The following is a 19255-nucleotide window of genomic DNA, read 5'->3' as shown; positions in this document are numbered from 1 at the left end:
CTTCCATCCAACCTTGATCGGGTGGCGGGCGGCGGGAAGAACACCGGTTCCGCGCAGGTTGACCCGAGACGAGTGACCTACGACGAGAGGGGCAAGTCGTGCGTGCACTGATCGTGGATCCCGGGGCGGCCGGAGGGCTGCGGCTCGGGGAGGCGCCCGACCCGGTGCCGGGTCCGGGGCAGCTGTTGGTGGAGGTCCGGCACACCTCCCTCAACTCGGCCGAGCTGTACTTCGCGCAGCGGGGCGCGCCCGGTGACGTGATCGGCTTCGACTCGGCTGGTGTCGTCGTGCGGGCCGCCGCCGACGGAAGCGGGCCCGCGGTGGGCAGCCGGGTCGTGGGATACGGGGACAGCGGCGGGTTCGGCGCGCTGCGTGCCCTGGACGTGGCCGATGTGGCCGTGGTGCCGGACGAGGTCGACCTCGGCGAGGCGGCCACCCTGCCCGTCGCGGCCGGTACCGCCCTGCGCGCGCTGGAACAGGCCGGGCCGCTCCTGGGCCGCCGGGTCCTGGTCACCGGGGCGTCCGGCGGCGTCGGCGGGTTCGCCGTGCAACTCGCGGCGCTGGGCGGCGCGTACGTCATCGGCGTGGCCGGTTCCGAGGACGGTGCGCGGTGGGTCGGTGAGCTGGGGGCGCACGAGGTGGTGACCGGTGTCGACGAGGTGAAGGAACCCCTCGACGTCGTGATCGACACCGTGGGCGGGGCCCAACTGGTCTCCGCCTACGTCCTGTTGGCCCCGGGCGGCAGTCTGCAGAGCGTCGGCTGGGCCGCCGGGCGGGACTCTGTACTGCCCGTGGGCGTCACGCTCGGCAGCAGCACACCCAAGGCGATCGTGTCGGTCTACAACGGCGGTGGACTCACCGACCGGCAGGCGCAGTTGAGGCGGCTGCTCGCACTGGTCGGGGACGGCCGGCTGCGGGTGCCGGTCGGCTGGCGCGGCCCGTGGGACCGGATCGCCGAGGCCGTCGAGGCGCTGAGCGGTCGCAGCCTGCGCGGGAAGGCCGTCCTCGACGTCCTGTGACGGTTCCTGTGAAACCCGGGACGAGTCCTCCGCTCTGCGCCCCATACCAGCCATACGAACCCCCGATGGCCCTTCGCCGACCCATTTCTTGTTCTCGCCAATGGCCGTACCTACGCTGCCACCACCGCACCACGGCGGCACGGGACAAGGGACTTGGCAATCATGGGTCGACTGGCCGGGAAAATCGCTTTCATCAGTGGAACGGGGGCAGGAATAGGGCGGTCCGCGGCGCAGATATTCGCGGCGGAGGGCGCCGAGGTTTTCGGCTGTGACATCGACGAGGACAGTGCCGCGGAAACCGTGGAAATCGTCGAAAAGGCCGGTGGAATCATGCGGTCCCTGGCACCCGTGGACCTGTCCACCCAGGGCGGCGCCCGCGAGTGGATCGAGGCCGGGATCGCGGCCTTCGGCGGGATCGACATCCTCTACAACAACGCCTCCGCACTGCGGAACGGCCCGTTCGAGACCATGCCCGCCGAGGACTGGTACTTCACCATCAAGAACGAGCTGGACATCCCCTACTTCTGCACCCAGGCCGCCTGGCCGCACCTGATCGCCCGTGGCGGCGGAGCCGTGCTCAACGTCGCCTCCGTGGCCGCCGTACGCGGGGCGCCGTTCATGCCGATGGTGCCCCACGGGGCCGCCAAGGGCGGGGTGTTGGCGATGAGCATGCACCTGTGCGCGGCCGGTGCCCCGCACCGCATCCGTGTCAACACCATCGCCCCCGGCATGACCCGCACCTCCGCCACCGCGCCCTTCCTCGACGATCCGGACGGGCCCAAGGCCCAGTTGGAGGCGCGCATCCCGGTCGGGCGGGTGGGGCGGCCCGAGGACATCGCACGGGCCGCCGCCTTCCTCTGCTCCGACGAGGCGGCCTTCGTCAACGGCGCCAACCTCATGGTCGACGGCGGCGACAGCGCGATGGCGGGCTGAGCCGCCGTGACCACCCGACTCGACCACGTGGGCGTCAACGTACGCGACCTGACCGCCCAAACCGCCTGGTACCAGGGCGCGTTCGGTCTGAGGACAGTCTTCGAGTTCCATCTCGAAGGGCCCGGCCTGAGGGGTGTCGTCCTGGAGCATCCGCGGGGCTGGCGCATCGAGCTGCTCGCCAGACCCGGCTCCGCCCCCGGACTTCGCGCGCCGGACCCGATGACCGCCGTACTCACCGAGGGATACGGGCACTTCGCGGTCACCACCCCCGAACTCGACCCCGTCCACGAGGCGTTGGTGGCCCGTGGCGCGGGCGAGGTCATGGCACCCGGCCCGTCCCCCGAGCCCGGAGTGCGCATGGCCTGGGTCAGCGACCCCGAGGGAAATCTCATCGAACTCATAGAGAAAAACGCAGAGTGAGGGCACGCACGATGACGGATTCGATCTCCTTGAAAAGACTGGACCCCGGAACGCTCATAGCGTGCTGTCTCGCGGTCGCGGCGGCACAGTTGTGCATTACCGTTCCCTCGCCCATCAACGGGGAAATCCAGGCCGCATTCGGCGCCTCGGGTTCCCAGGTCGCCTGGGTCACCTCCGCCTTCATTCTCCCCACCGCGATTCTGGAACTGAATTTCGGTGTGGTGGGCGATCTCTTCGGCCGCAAGCGGCTGCTGGTGCTCGGCGGGCTCGTCCTGGCGCTCGGTGAACTCCTCAACGCCACCTCGCAGAACATCACCACGCTGTGGGTCGGCCAGGCCCTCGCCGGCATCGGTGCCGCCGCGCTCTTCCCCAGCTCCCTCGCGGTCATCGCGGCGGCCACACCGGACGGCAAGGACCGGGCGAAGGCCGTCTCCACCTGGGCGCTGTCGATCTCGCTCGCCTCCGCGCTCGGCCCGCTGTCCTCCGGGATCCTCGCCACGGTCGCCGACTTCCGCTGGGCGTTCGTGCCGCCGGTCGTCCTCGGTCTGATCGTCGCGGTCGCCTGCTGGAAGCTCGTCACCGACTCCAAGGCACCCGAGGGCCGCGCGCTGGACTGGCCCGGGCAGATCACCATCGCCGTCGGCCTCACCGCCCTGCTCTGGGGCGTCATCGAGGGCGGCGACCGCGGCTGGGGCAGCGCGGCGATCGTCGGCTCCCTGACCCTGGCGGCCGTGGCGCTCGCCGGGTTCGTCGTCGCGGAGACCCGCGCGGCCTCCCCGATGTTCAACCTCGGCCTGCTGAAGATCCCCTCGTTCGCGGCGGCGGCCGTCGTCGCGCTGGCCGGCATGTTCGGCTTCATCGGCACCGCCTACTGCGTCTCGATCCGCCTCGGCGCGGTGATGCACCTGAGCCCGCTGCGGGCCGGAATGCCGTTCGTGATCCTCCAGTTGATCCCGCTGCTGCTGGCGCCGGTACTCAGCAGGATGCTCACCCGCGTCGACGCCCGCTGGCTCCTGATGGGCGGCCTGCTGCCCATGGCCGCCGGACAGTTCTGGATCGCCGCACTGCCCATCACCACCACCTCCCTCGCCGCCTTCATCGGCCCGGTGCTGCTGCTCGGCGTCGGCTTCATCTGCGTGGTGTCGTCGCTGACCTCCGCCGCCGTGAACGCCGTACCGATCAACATGACCGGCATGGCCAGCGGCGCGACCAGCCTGGTCCGCGAGTTCGGCCAGGGCCTCGGCCCGGCCGTCATCAGCACCATCGCGATGAGCGCCGCGTCCTCCGCCCTCGTCGGCAAGCTCAGCGGGGCCGACGCGGGCATGGAGAAGGCGGCCGGTCCGCTCGCCGTCGTCAACGCGGGCAGCGCCCAGGCCAAGGCCGCCGCGCAGACCGCCCTCGGCCACGGCATGGCCCTCGGCGTGGTGATCTGCGGCTGCGCCTCCCTGCTGGGCGCGGTCGTCACCCTGCTGCTGGTCCGCAAGAACACCGAGCGCTCGACCGTGGACGCGGGGGAGCCGTCGGTGCAGGCGGCGACCGCGTAGGCCGCGTACGTCGTGGAGGAAGGCCGGGGCCTCGTGGCCCCGGCCTCTTCGTGTTTCCGAAGGAATTTTCCGAAGAGGGTGTCGATCCGGCTCGGCTGCGTTCGTCGGTGGGGTGTAGGAAGCTCATGAGGACCGGGAGGATCCATGAAGTACATGCTGCTCGTGTGCGGCGACGACACCGCCGACGCCTCCGGGATGGCACCCGTCGAACCCTGGGTGGAGGAACTGGGCGACCGCGGCGTACGGCTGCACGGCCACCGGCTCGCCCTGCCCGCCGACGCCGTCACCGTACGGGTGCGCGGCGGCGAGGTGCTCCGTACGGACGGGCCGTTCGCGGAGACCAAGGAGTACGTCGCCGGATTCGACATCCTGGAGTGCGACACCCTGGAGGAGGCCGTCGAGGCCGCCGCCAAGCATCCCGTGGCCACCATCGGCGCCATGGAGGTGCGCCCGTTCTGGCCGATGGACGGCGAGGAGGACGGCGAGACGCAGATCCGGGCTCTGGACGCCGAACGGCCCGGGACCGCCGCCTTCCGCAAGGCCGTGGAGGACGTCCTCGGGGGTGTGACCTGGCCGCTGACCCGCGAGGTGCTGGAGTTCCGCGTCCACGTCGACGAGTCCGTCGCCTTCGGCCACGCCCTCGTCCGGCTGCGCGGCACCCGCACCGACGGCCGGCCGCTGGACGACGTACTGCGCGTGACCACCGGCTACCGCAACACCGGACTGAGCTGGCAGATCGTCCACGAACACATTTCACCCGCCACCGAGAAGGCCGGGGAGTAGCCATGAAGTACGTCCTGCTCATCTGCACCCCCGCGGGCGGCGAGGAACTCAGCCCCGCCGAGATCGCCGCCGACCCCCGCTTCACCGCGTACATCGACGAGGTCCGCAGCCGTGACCTGATGCGCGGTGGGGCCCGGCTGCGGCCCGCCTCCGACGCCACCACCGTCCGTGTCCAGGGCGACGAAGTCCTGCTCAGCGACGGCCCGTTCGTCGAGTCCAAGGAGTACGTCGCCGGCATCGACATCATCGAGGTCGCCGACCTGGACGAGGCGATCTCGCTCGCGTCCCGGCACCCCGCCGCGCTCGCCGGCGGCTCGGTCGAGGTGCGGCCGGTCTGGGAGTGAACGTGCCGGACGTCGAGGAGGCCGTCGCCGCCGCCTTCCGCGAGGAGTGGGGCCAGGTCGTCGCCACCCTGATCCGGGTGACCGGCGACTGGGACCTCGCGGAGGAGTGCGCGCAGGATGCCTTCGCCCAGGCGCTCGACCGGTGGCGGCGCGACGGGATCCCGCGCCGCCCCGGCGCCTGGCTGACCACCACCGCCCGCAACCGCGCCCTCGACGTCCTGCGTCGGGAGGCGGTCGGGGCGGCGAAACTCCGGGAGGTCGCGGTGCTGGGGCGGGACGAGGGACCGTACGACCCGGAGTACGACGGTGACGACAGCGGGGTCGAGGACGACCGGCTGCGGCTGGTCTTCACCTGCTGCCATCCCGCGCTGCCCATCGAGGCCCGGGTCGCCCTCACCCTGCGCACGCTCGCCGGGCTGACCACCCCCGAGATCGCCCGTGCCTTCCTCGTCCCCGAGGCGACCATGGCGCAGCGGTTGGTGCGCGCCAAGAAGAAGATCCGCAACGCCGGCATCCCCTACCGGGTACCGCCCGCGCATCTGCTGCCCGAGCGCACGACGGGTGTGCTCGGCGTGGTCTACCTCCTCTTCAACGAGGGATACGCGGCCACGTCCGGCACCGACCTGGTCCGCACGAACCTCTGCGCGGAGGCGATCCGACTGGCCCGTGTGCTGGCCCAGTTGATGCCGGACGAGCCCGAAGTGCTGGGCCTGCTGGCGCTGTTGCTGCTGCACGACGCCCGCCGTGACACGCGCGTGGACGCGGCGGGTGAGTTGGTGACATTGGAGGACCAGGACCGTACGGCGTGGGACCGGTTGGAGATCGACGAGGGTGCCGCCCTCCTGGAGACGACCCTCCGCCGAGGCCGCCCGGGGCCGTACCAGATCCAGGCCGCCATCGCCGCCTGCCACACCACCGCACCCACCGCAGCCGACACCGACTGGGCCGATATCGCCGCCCTGTACGGCGAGTTGGAGCGCTTCGTGCCCTCGGCCGTGGTGCGCCTCAACCGCGCGGTGGCCGTCGGCATGGCGCAACATCCGCAGGGTGGACTGGAGTTGGTGGCCGAGCTGGAGCGGTCGGGCGAATTGACGGACTATCACCTGCTGCCCGCGACCCGCGCCGATCTGCTGCGCCGCAGCGGTCGTACGGCGGAGGCGGCCGAAGCGTACGAGCGGGCACTGGAGTTGGTGGAGAACGACGCGGAACGAAGGTTTCTGGAGCGGCGGCTCGCGGAGTGCCGATCCGCGTAGGGGCCGTTCGCCGGTGGGGTGAAGACAGTGAGAACAGCCCACGACACGTCTGGCTCGCGGGACTCCGGCTGGGCGGCTGACCGAGAACCGTCCTCAGCGGACGTCGAGCAGGCCGGCGAGGAGCTGGAGGCGCTCGGCGTCGAGGCTGCCCTCGGCGGCGGTGCAGACCATGAGCGCGGGACCGGGGTTGCCCGGTATCGGGTAGGCGTCCCAGTCCAGGTTCAGTTCGCCGACCCTGGGGTGGTCGAGGCGCATCTGGCCACGGGTCGGTTCCGTCACGTCGTGGAGGGCCCACAGGGCCGCGAACTCGTCGCTGCGGACGGCTAGTTCACCCACCAGTTCGACGGCGCGCGGGTGGCCTGGATCGGCGGCGACCTGTGTCCGTAGCATCCCGATCAGCTCCGCGACGGTGGCCGCCCGGTTCCGGCACGCCCGGTCTGCCTCGGGGCGCAGGAACAGTGCCAGCAGGTTCCGCTCCCGCTGGGCCTGCCGGGTGAACTCCCCCAGCAGGGCACCGCCGAGCGGGTTCCAGGCCAGTACGTCCAGGAAACGACCGACGACCAGAGCGGGCGCGGTCATGCCGTGCAGCAGTCGTAGCGTGGTGTCCGGTACCTCCTCCGGCTCGTAGGAACGCGGCGGGTGGGCCGGGGTGCGTGCGGCGGCGGCGAGGCTGTGCAGATGGCGGGTCTCCTCCGCGGAGAAGTCGAGGGCGCGCGCGAGGGCGTCGAGGACCTGTGCGGAGGGGCGTACATCGCGCCCCTGCTCCATGCGCTGGTAGTAGTCCGAACTCACTCCCGCCAGCAGGGCCAGCTCCTCGCGCCGCAGTCCCGCGACGCGCCGTCTCGGGCCGGGTTCCAGGCCGACGTCCTCCGGCCGCAGCCGAGTTCGGCGGGTGCGCAGGAACTCCGCGAGCTCGCGTCGGGGATCGTCGCTCATGGCGGGGGAGGAGTCGGTCATCGCGTCAGTATGCCGTCGGTGCGGCCCGCGAGGGTGGGTCTGCCGGACCCAGGAAAAGGAGAACGACCGTGATGCCGCGTGCGGGGTCCAGCATCGGATCAACCACACAGCGGGCCACGGAAGGAACAGCGACATGAAGGCCGTTCAGATCACGGGTTTCGGTACGGCGGACGTACTGCAGGTCAACGAGGTCGACTGTCCCACTCCCGACGCGGGTGAGGTGCTGGTGTCGGTCGAGGCGTCCAGCGTGAACGGGCACGATGTGATCGTCCGGGCGGGGGAGTTGAAGATGGTGTCGGGGCGCCGCTTCCCGATCGGAGTGGGGCTGGACTTCGCCGGCGTCGTCGCCGCGACCGGCGCCGGTGTCGAGGGCTATCGGGTCGGGGACCGGGTGTGGGGCATGGTGCACCCCCGGCAGCGGCACTCCGTCGCGGGGGCGGCCGAGTATGTCGTGGTCGCCGCAGAGCGCATCTCACACGCCCCGGCGGACCTCTCCTCGGTCGAGGCGGCCTCCCTGGTGGTCGCGGGTGCCACGGCGCTGATCGCGCTGCGCGACAGTGTGCGTCTGGTGAGCGGCGAGAGGGTTCTGGTCCGGGGCGCGGCCGGCGGAGTCGGCACCGCCGCCGTGCAGTTGGCGCACGCGATGGGCGGCCATGTGACCGCGCTGGCCCGCGACCGCCACGCCAAGTTCCTCACCGACCTCGGCGCCGACGAGGTCCTCGACTACGGCTCCACCACCTCGGACCGGATCGGGCCGTTCGACGTCATCGTCGACACCGTGGGCACCGAACTGCACTGCTACCGCGGCCGGTTGGCCAAGGGCGGCCGCATGGTCACCGTCGGACTGTCCCCGTCCGCCATTGCCGCGATCGCCGCGTCGAGCGTGCACGGCTCGCGCCGCATCCGCACCTTCAGCGCCAACCCCGAGACCCCCCTGCTGCGCGATGTGGCCGACCGTGTCACCTCGGGCGCGCTGCGCCCGGTGATCGACAGCGTGTACCCGCTCGCGGACATCGCCGCGGCGCACCGGGCGTTCGAGCGCGGCGGCGTCGTGGGCAAGCACGTGGTGACGGTGCCGCGCGGCTCCGTCTGACGGAGTCCGGTCAGCGGGGATCGGTGCGCAGGTCGATGCCACGGTCGTCGGCGTCGGCGGTCACGATCCGCGTCACCATCCGCGACAGCCGCTTCCGGTCGGCTCCGGGAAGCGGCTCGACGCACCTCTCGATCCGCTCGGCGAACCGCTCGGCGACCTGCTCCACGAGCTGTCGGCCGGCGTCGGTGATCGACACCTGGAACGAGCGGCGGTCAACGGTGCTGACCGTGCGGGTGACCAGACCCCGGCGCTGTGCGCGGTCGACGAGGCCGGTGATCGAGGACTTGTCGAGGCCGAGGTGCCGGCCGAGTTGGTTCATCGTCGGTTCCCGGTCCCGCAGGATCCCGAGCAGCCGCGTCTGGGTGATCGACAGGTCGTACTCGCCGGCGATCTCGGCCAGCGCGTTCTGCACCAGGAACGACAGCTGGGCGAGGGCGTCGACCAGGCCGAGGTCCTCGGCCGCAGGGGGCGCGGTGTCGCGCGGTGAGGTCATGTTCCGGATTCTACTTGCAAAGGTACGTGGCACCTACTAATTTGATTCGTGCCACGTACTAAATTCTCCGTTCCGCGTACCAAATCTGAGGAGAGCAGCCATGGATGTCCACGCCGCGGTGGTCAACTCGTTCGACGCCCCGCCCCGCTACGAGCCCTTCGACCTGCCCGCGCCGACCGACGAGGACCAGGAAATCGTCGACGTCCTCGCCGTGGGCCTGCACCCCCGAGTGCGCACCGGCGCGTCGGGCAGCCACTACACCAGCACCGGGAAGCTGCCGTTGGTGCCCGGAGTCGACGGGGTCGGCCGGCGTGCGGACGGTCGGCTGGTGTACTTCGTCGCCGACGACGAACTGGTCGGCCCGATGGCCACCCGCACCGTCATCGACAGCCGCCACAGCATCCCGCTGCCCGACGGCGCGGACGTCGTGAAGATCGCCGCCGCGATGAACCCCGCCATGTCGTCCTGGGTGGCGCTGCGCCGCCGCGTCCCGATCGAGGCAGGGCAGTCGGTGCTGATCCTCGGCGCCACCGGCAACGCCGGACAGATGGCCGTCCAGGTCGCCAAGCGGCTCGGTGCCGGGCGGGTCGTCGGCGCCGGACGCGACCAGACTCGCCTGGCGGCCCTGCCCGCAATCGGAGCGGACGCGACCGTCGCGCTCACCGACGACGCCGACGCCACCGCGACGGCGCTGGCCAAGGAGGCCGCCGAAGTCGACCTGGTCATCGACTACTTGTGGGGCAAGCCGGCCGGTGACGCGATCATGGCCCTGCTGCGGGCCCGTGCCGACCGTGGTCGCGCCCTGAACTGGATCCAGATCGGCGCCATGGCGGGCCCCACCATCGAACTCCCCTCAGTGGCACTGCGCTCGGCGAACTTCCGGCTCCAGGGCAACGGCCAGGGCGCCGTGTCCACGAGGACGTACCTGGAGGAACTCCCGTCCCTCGTCGAGGAGATCGAGAGCGGCGGCATCGCGGTCACCGCCAAGGCGGTACCCCTCGCCGACGTCGAGAGCGCCTGGAACGCGCCCGAGGTCCCGGGCGTACGCACCGTCCTGGTGCCCTGACCCCGGCGAGGCCGTCATGCAACTCGTACTGGAACCAATGGAGTTACCGAAGGAGCTCGGAGCCATGTCTCCCACCACGGACACCGACGTCGTCATCTGCGGCACCGGCGCGGCCGGTCTGACCCTCGCCCTAGACCTCGCCCGCAGGAACATCGCCTTCCTGCTGATCGACAAGGCGCCGCAGCCGTTCGCCGGCTCCCGCGGCAAGGGCATCCAGCCCCGCAGCCAGGAGGTGTTCGAGGACCTCGGCGTGATCGACCGGATCGTGGCCTCCGGCGGTGAGTATCCCGTCCAGCGCGTCTACACCGCCGACGGACCCATCGACCAGGTCGGCGTGGAGATGTCGGAGCCGACGCCGGAGGAGCCGTACCAAATACCCTTGCTCGTCCCGCAGTTCCTCACCGAGCGCCGGCTGCGCGAACGCCTCGCCGAACTGGGCCACGCCCCGCGCTACGGCCATGAACTCGTCGGCTTCGACCAGGACGGCGACGGCGTGTCCGCGCGCATCGCCACCCCGGACGGTGAACAGGCCGTACGCGCAAGGTACTTGATCGGTGCCGACGGCGGATCGAGCTTCGTCCGCAAGAAGCTCGGGATCGGCTTCCCCGGCAAGACCCTCGGCGTGCGGGCGATCGTGGCCGATGTGTACGTCGACGGTGTCTCGTCCGACGCCTGGCACCGCTGGGGCGAGGACACCGCGGGGCAGGTCTCGATGTGCCCGCTCTACGGCACCGACATGTTCCAACTCCAGGCCCCCGTCCCCTTCGACGTCGACCTGGACCTCTCGGCCGAGGGGCTCACCGCCTTCCTCCGCGAACGCACCGGCCGCGACGACGTCGTGATCCGCTCGGTGTCCTGGGCGTCCGCGTTCCAGATGAACGCCCGGCTCGCCGACACCTACCGGCGGGAGCGAGTGTTCCTGACCGGGGACGCGGCACACTGCCACCCGCCGACCGGCGGACAGGGCCTCAACACCAGTGTCCAGGACGCCTACAACCTCGGCTGGAAGCTCGCCGCCGTACTCGACGGCGCCCCGGAATCCCTGCTGGAGACGTACGAGCAGGAACGCCGGCCCATCGCCGAAGCCGTCCTCGGCCTGTCCGAGAAACTGCTGGAAGCGGCCAAGAACCGCGACATCCACCGGGGCCGCGAGGTCAGTCAGCTCGACCTCGGCTACCTGAACTCGCCCCTGTCGCTGCACAATCCCGAGCGCGACAAGGGCGTACTGGCCGGCGACCGTGCGCCCGACGCGCCCGTCACCGGCGCGGGCGGCCTTCCCACCCGCCTGTTCAGCCTGTTCCAAGGACCCCACTGGACCCTTCTCGGCCACGACGTCGACGAGGCCTCGGCCCCGGCACCGCGCTCCGGCCTGCACATCCACACCATCGGTACCCGGGGCGACATCCTCGACAGCGGCGACCGCGTCCAGAACGCCTATGGACTGTTCTCCGAGCAGTGGGTGCTCGTCCGCCCGGACGGATACGTCGCCGCCGTGCTCGACACCGCCGAACTCGGCTCCGTAGAAGCCTATTTTGACACCGTCGGCGTCCGCTCCCTCGCGGCGACGCGACCCACCACCACGGAAGCGAGCACCGACATGCCCACAGAGACCTTCTCCGACAGCGCCGGCACTCCCCGCACCCGACGGGAGCACCGACAGGCCCGAACCGCCGCCGAGCGGCGGCTCGCCACCGCCCAACGCGAACTCCACCAACTCTCGCGCCAGGTCCAACGCGACCTGCGCAGCGTTCGACGGCACGGCGAGACGACCGCCATCGTCGCCCGCTCGAACTTCGCCGAACTCGCGGTCAAGAGCATCAACCGGCTGACCGCCAACTTCCGCAGCGACCGCACCGATCAGTAGCGCCCCAGCCCTCACCCACGACGGCCGGTGCCGCCCGGGCCGACGGCCGTCACGAGGCGTCGAGCGCGTTCGTGATCGCCTTCACCCCGCCGTGCGCCGCGTACCCGCCGTCCACGGTGATCTCCGCGCCGTTGACGTACGACGCCTCGTCCGACAGCAGATAGACGACGAGCGGCGCCACCTCGTCCACCGTCCCCGCCCGTCCCTGGGGCGTCAGCGACAGATGGGCCTGTACGAACACCGGGTTCGCGGACGCCATCAGCGGGGTCTCGATGTAGCCGGGGTGGATCACGTTCGTACGGATGCCGCGTGGCGCCAGCTCCAGCGCGGCCACCTTCGACAGGCCGCGCAGCGCCCACTTGCTCGCGGTGTACGCGACCGCGTGATGCGCGGTGAGACCCGCGACCGAGCCGACGTTCACGATGGACGAGCCGGGCGGCATCAGCGGGGTGAGCGCCTGGATGCCGAGCAGCGCGCCCGTGGTGTTCACCGCGAACGCCCGGTTCCAGTCGGCGAGTTGGACGTCGCCGAGCCGCGCCCGCATGGGAATGCCCGCGTTGTTGACCAGGCCGTGTACTTCCGCGAGGGAGGCCGCGAGGTCCGCCCAGTCGTCCTCGGACGACACGTCCAGGTGCCGGTAGGTGACGTCCAGGCCGTCGGCGCGCAGGGACGCGGCGAGCTTCTCGCCGGCCTCGTCCAGGACGTCGGTCGCCACCACCGTCGCCCCCTCAAGGGCCGCGGCCGTCACCTCGGCGGCTCCCTGGCCCTGCGCGGCCCCGGTGACAACGACGGTACGACCGGCCAGACGCGTGCGGCTCACGGCTACCTCCAAGGGATGCGGGCTGTCTCCCGTCCACGCTAGGAAGCCGCGGTCAGCTCCGGAAACGCACGATCGGCATGGGTGGCATCCGCGCCGGCGATCTCGTCGGCGATCTGGTGCACCACCGGGTCGTCCAGCGACGCCCCCACCTTGCGGACCGTCTCCCGCAGCCAGCGGTGCGCCGGGTCCGCGTGCCGGTTGTGGTGCCAGTACATGGCCTCCACGAGCGGTACGTCGGGGAAGGGCGTCGGTACGACGGCACAGCGCGCGAATCCCTCGTAACGCCGGGCGAGCCGTTCGGGGACCACGGCGACCAGGTCGGTGCCGCTCACCAGGAACGGCAGCACGTTGAAGCCTGGCGTGCTCACCTGCACCCGAGGTGTGATGCCCAGGGTCTCCAACTGCCGGTCCGCGGGCGTGAGTTTCCCGACGGCGCAGGCCGCGTGCGGCATCTCGGCGAGGTCGCGCAGCGAGAGCCGACCGTCCACCAGACGCGGGTTGTCCGGGTCGACGAGGCATACGAACCGGTCGTGCATCACGGCCTCGCTGACCCCCGGCAGCTGATAACCGAGCGGCACGATCATCAGGTCGTGACAGCGCAGATGAGTCTCCGTCTCCAACTGCCCGATGACGATCGGGTGGAAGTCGATCCGGATGCCGGGGGCCTCCTGCGCGAGGGCCCGCAGCAAAGGTTCCACGAACACCGTCATGACGTAGTCGGACATCACCACCGAGAAGCGTTGCCGGCTGCGCGAGGGATCGAAGTGCCTGGTCAGCGAGAGCGCCTCCTCCGCCTTGTGCAGGGAGGACTGGACGACCGGCAGCAGCCGCTCCGCGAGCGGGGTCAGTTCGTACTCGCGGCCCACCCGCACCAGCAGCTCGTCGTTGAAGTGCCGCCGCAGCCGGGCCAGAGAGCCGCTCATCGCGGACTGACTGGTGGACAGCCGCACCCCCGCGTGGGTGACGTTCTTCTCCTCCAGGAGGGCTTCCAGAGCCACCAGAAGATTCAGGTCGATTGCTCCCAGACCCATGCGTGTGTCCTTCCGGCCGCGTCGTTGAAGCTCGGTGAAACCGGAGCGTAACGATCGCCTTCCCGCCGAGGAAGGGGCCGGGAGGGAAGTCACAGGGATCCGATAGCTGCCATCGGATCCCCGGATGTGTGCAGGTCGGAAGAGTACGCGGTGGGTCTACGGCCGCGGGGTCCGGCCGCGCTTCCGGGCGCGCGGCAGGTACACGTCCGTACGGCCGGGCACCACGCGGTTGGAGAGCGTGCCGAGGCGCTCCACCTTGAGAGTCACCTCGTCGCCCGGCTGGAGCGGCGGCGGGGTGCGCTCGCCGACCCGGCCCCAGAACTCGGCCAGCGCGCCCCAGCCACAGGTGCCCGAGCCGAGGATGTCCCCGGGACGCACCCAGGCGTCCCGGGAGGCGTAGGCGATCATCTCCTCGAAGGTCCAGGAGACGTTGGCGAGGGTGTCGCGACCGATCAGCTCGCCGTTGAGGGTGACCGTCATCTCCAGGTCCAGGAAGCCGTCCGGGTCGCGCCGGTCCTCGACCTCGTCGGCGGTGACCAGGCAAGGGCCCAACGTGTTCGCGAAGTCCTTGCCCTTGGAGAAGCCGAGCCCGAGGTTCTTCTCCGGCTTCTGCAGATCACGCGCCGACCAGTCGTTGAAGACCAGATAGCCGACGATGTGCTCACGGGCCCGCTCCGGCGTGAGATCACGCCCGCTGCGGCCGATGACGACCCCGACCTCCAACTCGAAGTCGAGCACCGAGCAAGCCGCCGGCACCGGCACGTCGTCGTGCGCGCCGTACGCCGCATGGGGGTTGGTGAAGTAGAAGTTGGGCGCCCGGTACCACTCCTCGGGCACGTGCTCAAGACCGTCCAGTGACTTCGACACCCCTTCGATGTGCGCCTCGAACCCGACGAAGTCCCGGATGGACGGCGGCTTCAGCGGCGGCAGCAGCCGCACCTGGTCCACCGTCAAGTCGCTTGCCTGGCGCAGCGCTTCGGTACCCGCCGCGTGCAGCACCTCCTGCTCCAGCAGGGTCAGTACGGTGACGCCCTCGGGCAGCGGATGGACGGTCCCGTCCCGGACGACCCCGGCGCGCTCCACGCCCTCGTACTCGTATGTCGCGAAACGCATCGCTCACTGCTCCCAGTGGTTGGTGTTGGTGACGGTCCCCGTGCTCAGATAGCCCGCGAAGAGTCCCTTGGGGTCGCGGGCGGCCCGGATCTCCCGCAGCCGCCGCCACTGCTCGTCGCCCATGAACCTCAACTGCCGCACGGTGAAGTCGGAGTCGCCGAGGTACTGGCCGGCGGTGACCGGCTGCATGTCGGCCATCGCCTCGTCCAGCCAGGTGCGCAACTCGGCGTCCCGTGACGGGTCGTCGTGGATGACATAGGTGGCGCAGTAGATCTCCGACTGCAACGAGAAGGCCATGTCGGGAAGTTGGCGCAGCGGGGCCATGGAGAACCAGATGGTGAAGGTCTGCCGGGTGGGCTGCTCGGTGAAGGCCTTGCGGATCGCCGGTACGACCTCCTCGGCCGGGCCGGTCAGCCAGGCGTTGTCGACCAGGTAGCGGTGGCCCTCGGGGTTGGCGGCGCGCTGGCCCGCCAACTGTTCGGCCAGTGTGGTCTGTTGGGCCTCCACGCGGAACAGGGCTCGGTCCGCGTACGGGTTGGCGTGCAGCGGCGCCAGCGCCTCGGCGGCCTCCTCGGCGGTGTCGGTCATCGACACGCCCGTGACCAGCAGCACCGGCTCGTCGAGGTCGGGCGGTGTCTGCGTGAGCGCGACGATCTCGACGAGGTCCGAGACCGTGTGGTGCATGCCGTGCAGCCAGGTCATGACCTCGTCGAACAGGTCCAGCGGATACGCGTGCACGGTGTGTCCGAGGTACCTCGGCAGCGGGCGGGTGCGGAGGTGGAAGCGGGTGACGATGCCGAAGAAGCCCGGGCCCGCCCCGCGTGCCGCCCAGTACAGGTCGTCGTGCTGCGTCTTGTCGGCGCGCACCAACTCGCCCTCGGCGGTGACGACATCGATCGCCACGATGTTCTCCGCCGCCCAGCCCCAGCCCCGCGCGTTCCAGCCCTGCCCGCCCTGGAGCAGAAAGCCGCCGATGCCTACGGAGGGGCAGTGGCCGCCGTTGAAGAAACGGCCGAACTCGCCGAGATACGGGTTGAGTTCGTCGCCGCCTTTGACGCTGGGGGTCGCCGTCACGATCCCTGTCTCCGGGGCGTACGCCATCTCGCGGAAGCCCCCGAGGTCGATCAGCAGCGCGTCCTCACGCACCGACCAGGCGGCCCAACTGTGCCCGCCGGAACGGACGGCGACCTGCCAGCCCCGCTCCAGGGCCAGTCGTACCCCCTCCACCACGTCCTGCTCCGACTCGGCCATCAGGACGGCGGCCGGTGAACGGTCGTACGGGACACGGGCGTTGAAGACCCGGCCGAAGCACGCCGCCTCGAAGTCCTCGTCGTCAGGGAAGTGAAGGGTGCCCGAGAAACGGTTCGGATTCACGCGCGTACTCACTTGATCGCGATCGGGTTGACGGGTGCGCCCACCGCGCCGGTGACCGGCAACGGCGCGGCGACCAACAGGAACTCGTGGACGCCGTCGGCCGCGCAGTCCTCGGCCAGTGCCTCCAGGTCCCACATCTCGCCGAGCGGGAGGCCCATGTTGGGGATCGCTATCTGGTGCAGCGGGGACATCGCGGGCTGCGGGAACTCGTAGGGCCGTACCTCAAGCCCCCAGGTGTCGGAGGCGATCGCCGCGATCTCGGTGCGGTGCAGCCAGCCGAGGGTGGTGAAGGAGAGGCCGGGCGCGTCACCGGCGGCGTAGCCGCCCCATGCCCCGAGCCGCCGTACGCGGCCCAGTTGCCCGGTGCGGATCAGGACGAGGTCGCCGCGCCGGACCGAACTGGTGGCGCCCTGTGCCTCGATGGTGGCACGCAGATGTTCCTCCAGGATGGCGAATCCGTCCGGGAGTTCACCGTGCTCGTCGCCGACCGTGCGGCCCACGTCGAGGAGGACCCCGCGGCTGGTGAAGGCGTCCTTCATGTGCTCGATGCCGGTGACCGAGTCGCCGTCGCCGTTGACGATGGTGCACGGACGGCCGTTCCACGCCTGCTTGTTGTCGTAGATGTGGCCGAGGCCGTCCCACTGTGTGGAGGCCTGCAGGGGCATCACGATGTGGTCGTCGGCGCCGCCGAAGCCGTGCGGGAAACCCTGGGTGCCGGCCGCCGCGTCGGAACCGGTGTCCTTCATGTAGTGCACCGGGTTGATACGGCCGCGGAAACCGCGCTGTGGGCCCGACTCGTTGAACTCCTGGGCGAGCGAGAAGGACCGTCCGCGCCGCACCAGGCCCACCGCGTGGGCGCGGATCGCGTCGTCGATGAAGTTCAGCGTGCCGAGCACGTCGTCCTCACCCCAGCGGCCCCAATTGCGGTAGGCGGAACGGGCCTTGGCGAGCTCTTCCTCGATGGGGCCGAGGGCGGGGCGGGTCGTCATCGGGTGTGTCCTTTCAACAGCAGGTCGAGAGCGTTGCCCCCGGCGATCGCGGCCCGGTCGGCGGGGGCGAGCCCGGCCGCGTCCAGGCGGGCCACCGGGTCGTCGACACCCATGTCGAAGGGATGGTCGGTACCGAGGACGACCCGGTCCGCGCCCACCTCCTCGACGAGTCGGCGCAGCGCGCACGGGGTGTACACGAGCGCGTCGAACCACATCCGCCGCAGATAGGCGCTGGGCAACTCGGCGCAGCCGCGCGCGTCTTCGCGCACCCGCCAGGCGTGGTCCGAGCGGCCGATGTACGTCGGCAGATAGCCGCCGCCGTGCGCCGCCACCAGCTTCAGGCGCGGGAAGCGGTCGAGGACACCGGTGAAGATGAGGTGCGAGAGCGCGACCGTCGTCTCCACCGGCTGACCGACCGTGTTTCCCAGGTAGTTGGTCGCCAGGCGTTCGCCGAGGGAGCAGCCCCAGGGGTGGATGAACACGACCGCGCCCAATTCCTCGGCCCGCTGCCACACCGTGTCGTGTGCGGGGTCGGCCAGTTCGCGGCCGTCGACCGTCGTGGAGACGCTGATGCCGTACAGGCCATGGACGTTGACCGCCTGGTCCAGCAACGCGACGGCCAGGTCCGGGTGTTGGAGCGGGACGGTGCCCAGGCCGAACAGCCGGTCCGGCGCGGTGGCGCAGTGGGCGGCCACGACCTCGTTGACGGTACGGGTGAGCCGGATCGCGAGGTCCTGGTCCGCCCAGTAGTGGTGCATCGGCATCGGGCCGACCACCTGGATGTCGACGCCCATCGCGTCGAGGTCCGCGAGGCGGGTGGTGACGTCCGTCAACCTGGGTGCCAGCCGCTGGAGTTGGGCACGGTTGGCGGCCAGGGACGCGGGGGAGTGGGCGCGCTGCTCGGCGGTCAGTTCGGCGGCGAGACCCGGAGTGCCGGCGACCAGGGCGTCGGCGGCGGGGACGGCGAGGTGGCCGTGGAAGTCGACCACGGGCGAGCCGGTCACGCCGCCGCCGTCAGGTTGTCGAGCGTCTCCGACATGATGCGGGCCGGGTCGGCGCCCGGCGTGCCCGGGTGGATCTCCCAGTCGGCGAGCCGCAGGGAGTTCTCCAGGACCATCCGCACCCGGGGGACCCGCCTGGTCATGAAGCGGTCCAGGGCCTTCTCCGTCGGCTCGTCCGCCGTCACCAGCTCCGCCAGCAGCACCGCGTCCTCCATGCACATCGCCGCGCCCTGCGCGATCAGCGGGGGACAGGCGTGCGCGGCGTCGCCGATGACCACCGCACGGCCCCGGTGCCAGGGCTCGTCGACGAGGATCGCCTCGATCCAGCGGTAGTCGACCGCCGTGTCGTCGGGCAGCGAGGCGAGGATCTTCCCCCAGGTGCCGCCGTACCCGGCGCCGCGTTCGCGCAGCAGGGAGAGCGGGGCGCGCGGGCCGATGAGTGAGGTGTCGAGGTTCTCGTCGAGGAGGTAGGCGTAGCACTGGTCCGGTGAGATCGGGCTGTAGCCGGCCTTGAAGCGGGGCCCGCCGTAGTACACCTCGGCGCAGTCCATCTCGGCCGGGCGCTCCGCGACGACCCGGAAGATCGACATGCCGACGGGACGGGGCTTGGTGTCGATGCCGATCAGGGCGCGCATCGCCGAGTTGATGCCGTCGGCGCCCACGACGAGGTCGTAGCGGCCGGTCGAACCGTCCGTGAAGGACACGTCCACGTGGCCGGGCGACTGGTCCAGCCGGTCCACGCTCAGCCCGAGCCGCACCCGCACCCCGTGCCCGCGCACCGCGTCACACAGCGCGTCCTGCAGATCGGACCGCAACGCGCCCGCCGTGGAAGGCAGTTCGGGCCCGCCGGTGTGCGGGGTGTCCAACTCGGTGATCAGCCCGCCGTCGGCCGTGCGCAGCCGCATGATGTCGAACGGCACCGCCCGGGCCAGCACCCGGTCCAGGACACCCACGGAACGCAGCGCCTTGAGCGCGTTGCCCTGGACGGTGATGCCATGGCCCACACCGAACCACTGCGGAGAGATCTCGACGAGCTCCACCTCGGCGCCCCGCTGGGCGAGCGCGAGACACAGCACGCTACCGGTGATGCCGCCGCCGACGACGAGCACCTTCTGTACGGGCATGGGCGATCCTTGCGAACGTAGAAGAAAGGAGTGG

The 19255-nt window shown here is 70.8% G+C and carries 19 protein-coding genes; 10 read left to right on the top strand and 9 right to left on the bottom strand.

Annotation, left to right across the window (positions count from 1 at the left end; all coding sequences use genetic code 11):
- Nucleotides 1–98: 98 nt before the first annotated feature.
- From OH768_RS05090 to OH768_RS05060, 7 genes are all read left to right on the top strand, one after another.
- Nucleotides 99–1019, top strand: a complete 921-nt coding sequence (locus OH768_RS05090) for a zinc-binding dehydrogenase (protein WP_406450459.1) — start codon at nucleotides 99–101, stop codon at nucleotides 1017–1019.
- A gap of 162 nt (nucleotides 1020–1181) precedes the next feature.
- Entirely contained in the window at nucleotides 1182–1952 is a 771-nt protein-coding gene (locus OH768_RS05085; RefSeq protein WP_406450457.1) for an SDR family NAD(P)-dependent oxidoreductase, read from the top strand.
- A gap of 6 nt (nucleotides 1953–1958) precedes the next feature.
- Nucleotides 1959–2372: a VOC family protein gene (locus OH768_RS05080; RefSeq protein WP_406450455.1), complete on the top strand. Its 414-nt coding sequence runs from the start codon at nucleotides 1959–1961 to the stop codon at nucleotides 2370–2372.
- Nucleotides 2373–2383: 11 nt separating this feature from the next.
- A complete protein-coding gene (locus OH768_RS05075) occupies nucleotides 2384–3916 on the top strand; it encodes an MFS transporter (protein WP_406450453.1) in 1533 nt (510 codons plus the stop codon).
- Between the two features lie 144 nt (nucleotides 3917–4060).
- On the top strand, nucleotides 4061–4699 hold the full coding sequence (locus OH768_RS05070) for a YciI family protein (protein WP_406450451.1): 639 nt from the start codon (nucleotides 4061–4063) through the stop codon (nucleotides 4697–4699).
- Between the two features lie 2 nt (nucleotides 4700–4701).
- Nucleotides 4702–5043: a YciI family protein gene (locus OH768_RS05065; RefSeq protein WP_406450449.1), complete on the top strand. Its 342-nt coding sequence runs from the start codon at nucleotides 4702–4704 to the stop codon at nucleotides 5041–5043.
- Nucleotides 5040–6296: an RNA polymerase sigma factor gene (locus OH768_RS05060; RefSeq protein WP_406450447.1), complete on the top strand. Its 1257-nt coding sequence runs from the start codon at nucleotides 5040–5042 to the stop codon at nucleotides 6294–6296. The genes OH768_RS05065 and OH768_RS05060 overlap by 4 nt, the downstream gene beginning before the upstream one ends.
- Nucleotides 6297–6389: 93 nt before the next feature.
- Here the strand turns inward: OH768_RS05060 and OH768_RS05055 are convergent, their stop codons facing one another.
- Nucleotides 6390–7253 (bottom strand): helix-turn-helix transcriptional regulator, encoded by an 864-nt coding sequence (locus OH768_RS05055; protein WP_406450445.1) that lies wholly within the window; start codon nucleotides 7251–7253, stop codon nucleotides 6390–6392.
- A gap of 133 nt (nucleotides 7254–7386) precedes the next feature.
- Between OH768_RS05055 and OH768_RS05050 the strand changes: the two genes are divergently transcribed.
- Nucleotides 7387–8346, top strand: a complete 960-nt coding sequence (locus OH768_RS05050) for an NADP-dependent oxidoreductase (RefSeq protein WP_406450443.1) — start codon at nucleotides 7387–7389, stop codon at nucleotides 8344–8346.
- A 10-nt stretch (nucleotides 8347–8356) separates the two neighbouring features.
- Here OH768_RS05050 and OH768_RS05045 read toward each other — a convergent pair whose 3' ends face one another.
- Nucleotides 8357–8839 carry a MarR family winged helix-turn-helix transcriptional regulator gene (locus OH768_RS05045; protein ID WP_406450441.1) on the bottom strand — a complete coding sequence of 161 codons (483 nt, stop codon included), beginning with the start codon at nucleotides 8837–8839 and terminating at the stop codon, nucleotides 8357–8359.
- Between the two features lie 100 nt (nucleotides 8840–8939).
- Between OH768_RS05045 and OH768_RS05040 the strand changes: the two genes are divergently transcribed.
- Together OH768_RS05040 and OH768_RS05035 are read left to right on the top strand one after the other, a co-directional pair.
- Nucleotides 8940–9905: a zinc-binding dehydrogenase gene (locus tag OH768_RS05040; protein ID WP_406450439.1), complete on the top strand. Its 966-nt coding sequence runs from the start codon at nucleotides 8940–8942 to the stop codon at nucleotides 9903–9905.
- 64 nt (nucleotides 9906–9969) lie between these two features.
- On the top strand, nucleotides 9970–11769 hold the full coding sequence (locus OH768_RS05035; RefSeq protein WP_406450437.1) for an FAD-dependent oxidoreductase: 1800 nt from the start codon (nucleotides 9970–9972) through the stop codon (nucleotides 11767–11769).
- 49 nt (nucleotides 11770–11818) lie between these two features.
- On the opposite strand, the gene OH768_RS05030 is transcribed toward OH768_RS05035, so the two are convergent.
- From OH768_RS05030 to OH768_RS05000, 7 genes are all read right to left on the bottom strand, one after another.
- Nucleotides 11819–12589, bottom strand: coding sequence for an SDR family NAD(P)-dependent oxidoreductase (locus OH768_RS05030; protein WP_406450435.1), 771 nt, complete (start codon nucleotides 12587–12589; stop codon nucleotides 11819–11821).
- Between the two features lie 38 nt (nucleotides 12590–12627).
- Complete coding sequence (locus tag OH768_RS05025; protein ID WP_406450433.1) at nucleotides 12628–13620, bottom strand: LysR family transcriptional regulator; 993 nt, start codon at nucleotides 13618–13620, stop codon at nucleotides 12628–12630.
- Between the two features lie 156 nt (nucleotides 13621–13776).
- Nucleotides 13777–14733 carry a fumarylacetoacetate hydrolase family protein gene (locus tag OH768_RS05020; protein WP_406450431.1) on the bottom strand — a complete coding sequence of 319 codons (957 nt, stop codon included), beginning with the start codon at nucleotides 14731–14733 and terminating at the stop codon, nucleotides 13777–13779.
- Nucleotides 14734–14736: 3 nt separating this feature from the next.
- Nucleotides 14737–16107: an FAD-binding oxidoreductase gene (locus tag OH768_RS05015; protein WP_406450429.1), complete on the bottom strand. Its 1371-nt coding sequence runs from the start codon at nucleotides 16105–16107 to the stop codon at nucleotides 14737–14739.
- 8 nt (nucleotides 16108–16115) lie between these two features.
- The gene (locus tag OH768_RS05010; protein WP_406450427.1) at nucleotides 16116–17096 is read right to left on the bottom strand and encodes a cyclase family protein; all 981 of its coding nucleotides are present in this window, start codon (nucleotides 17094–17096) and stop codon (nucleotides 16116–16118) included.
- The gene (locus tag OH768_RS05005; protein ID WP_406450425.1) at nucleotides 17093–18100 is read right to left on the bottom strand and encodes an amidohydrolase family protein; all 1008 of its coding nucleotides are present in this window, start codon (nucleotides 18098–18100) and stop codon (nucleotides 17093–17095) included. Before OH768_RS05005 ends, OH768_RS05010 begins: the two co-directional genes overlap by 4 nt.
- A complete protein-coding gene (locus tag OH768_RS05000; RefSeq protein ID WP_406450423.1) occupies nucleotides 18097–19221 on the bottom strand; it encodes an FAD-dependent monooxygenase in 1125 nt (374 codons plus the stop codon). Before OH768_RS05000 ends, OH768_RS05005 begins: the two co-directional genes overlap by 4 nt.
- Between the last annotated feature and the right edge of the window lie 34 nt (nucleotides 19222–19255).

This window comes from Streptomyces sp. NBC_01622 (assembly GCF_045209635.1).
Lineage (GTDB): Bacteria > Actinomycetota > Actinomycetes > Streptomycetales > Streptomycetaceae > Streptomyces.
Note: the sequence above shows the minus strand (reverse complement) of the source record. Positions and strands in the feature narration are given on the sequence as shown.

Excerpts from the sequence above, each read along its gene's own strand:
- OH768_RS05010 (WP_406450427.1), bottom strand. The coding sequence starts at position 17,096 with ATGACGACCCGCCCCGCCCTCGGCCCCATCGAGGAAGAGCTCGCCAAG.
- OH768_RS05075 (WP_406450453.1), top strand. The coding sequence starts at position 2,384 with ATGACGGATTCGATCTCCTTGAAAAGACTGGACCCCGGAACGCTCATA.
- OH768_RS05000 (WP_406450423.1), bottom strand. The coding sequence starts at position 19,221 with ATGCCCGTACAGAAGGTGCTCGTCGTCGGCGGCGGCATCACCGGTAGC.
- OH768_RS05025 (WP_406450433.1), bottom strand. The coding sequence starts at position 13,620 with ATGGGTCTGGGAGCAATCGACCTGAATCTTCTGGTGGCTCTGGAAGCC.
- OH768_RS05065 (WP_406450449.1), top strand. The coding sequence starts at position 4,702 with ATGAAGTACGTCCTGCTCATCTGCACCCCCGCGGGCGGCGAGGAACTC.
- OH768_RS05020 (WP_406450431.1), bottom strand. The coding sequence starts at position 14,733 with ATGCGTTTCGCGACATACGAGTACGAGGGCGTGGAGCGCGCCGGGGTC.
- OH768_RS05085 (WP_406450457.1), top strand. The coding sequence starts at position 1,182 with ATGGGTCGACTGGCCGGGAAAATCGCTTTCATCAGTGGAACGGGGGCA.
- OH768_RS05045 (WP_406450441.1), bottom strand. The coding sequence starts at position 8,839 with ATGACCTCACCGCGCGACACCGCGCCCCCTGCGGCCGAGGACCTCGGC.
- OH768_RS05070 (WP_406450451.1), top strand. The coding sequence starts at position 4,061 with ATGAAGTACATGCTGCTCGTGTGCGGCGACGACACCGCCGACGCCTCC.
- OH768_RS05040 (WP_406450439.1), top strand. The coding sequence starts at position 8,940 with ATGGATGTCCACGCCGCGGTGGTCAACTCGTTCGACGCCCCGCCCCGC.
- OH768_RS05050 (WP_406450443.1), top strand. The coding sequence starts at position 7,387 with ATGAAGGCCGTTCAGATCACGGGTTTCGGTACGGCGGACGTACTGCAG.
- OH768_RS05055 (WP_406450445.1), bottom strand. The coding sequence starts at position 7,253 with ATGACCGACTCCTCCCCCGCCATGAGCGACGATCCCCGACGCGAGCTC.
- OH768_RS05035 (WP_406450437.1), top strand. The coding sequence starts at position 9,970 with ATGTCTCCCACCACGGACACCGACGTCGTCATCTGCGGCACCGGCGCG.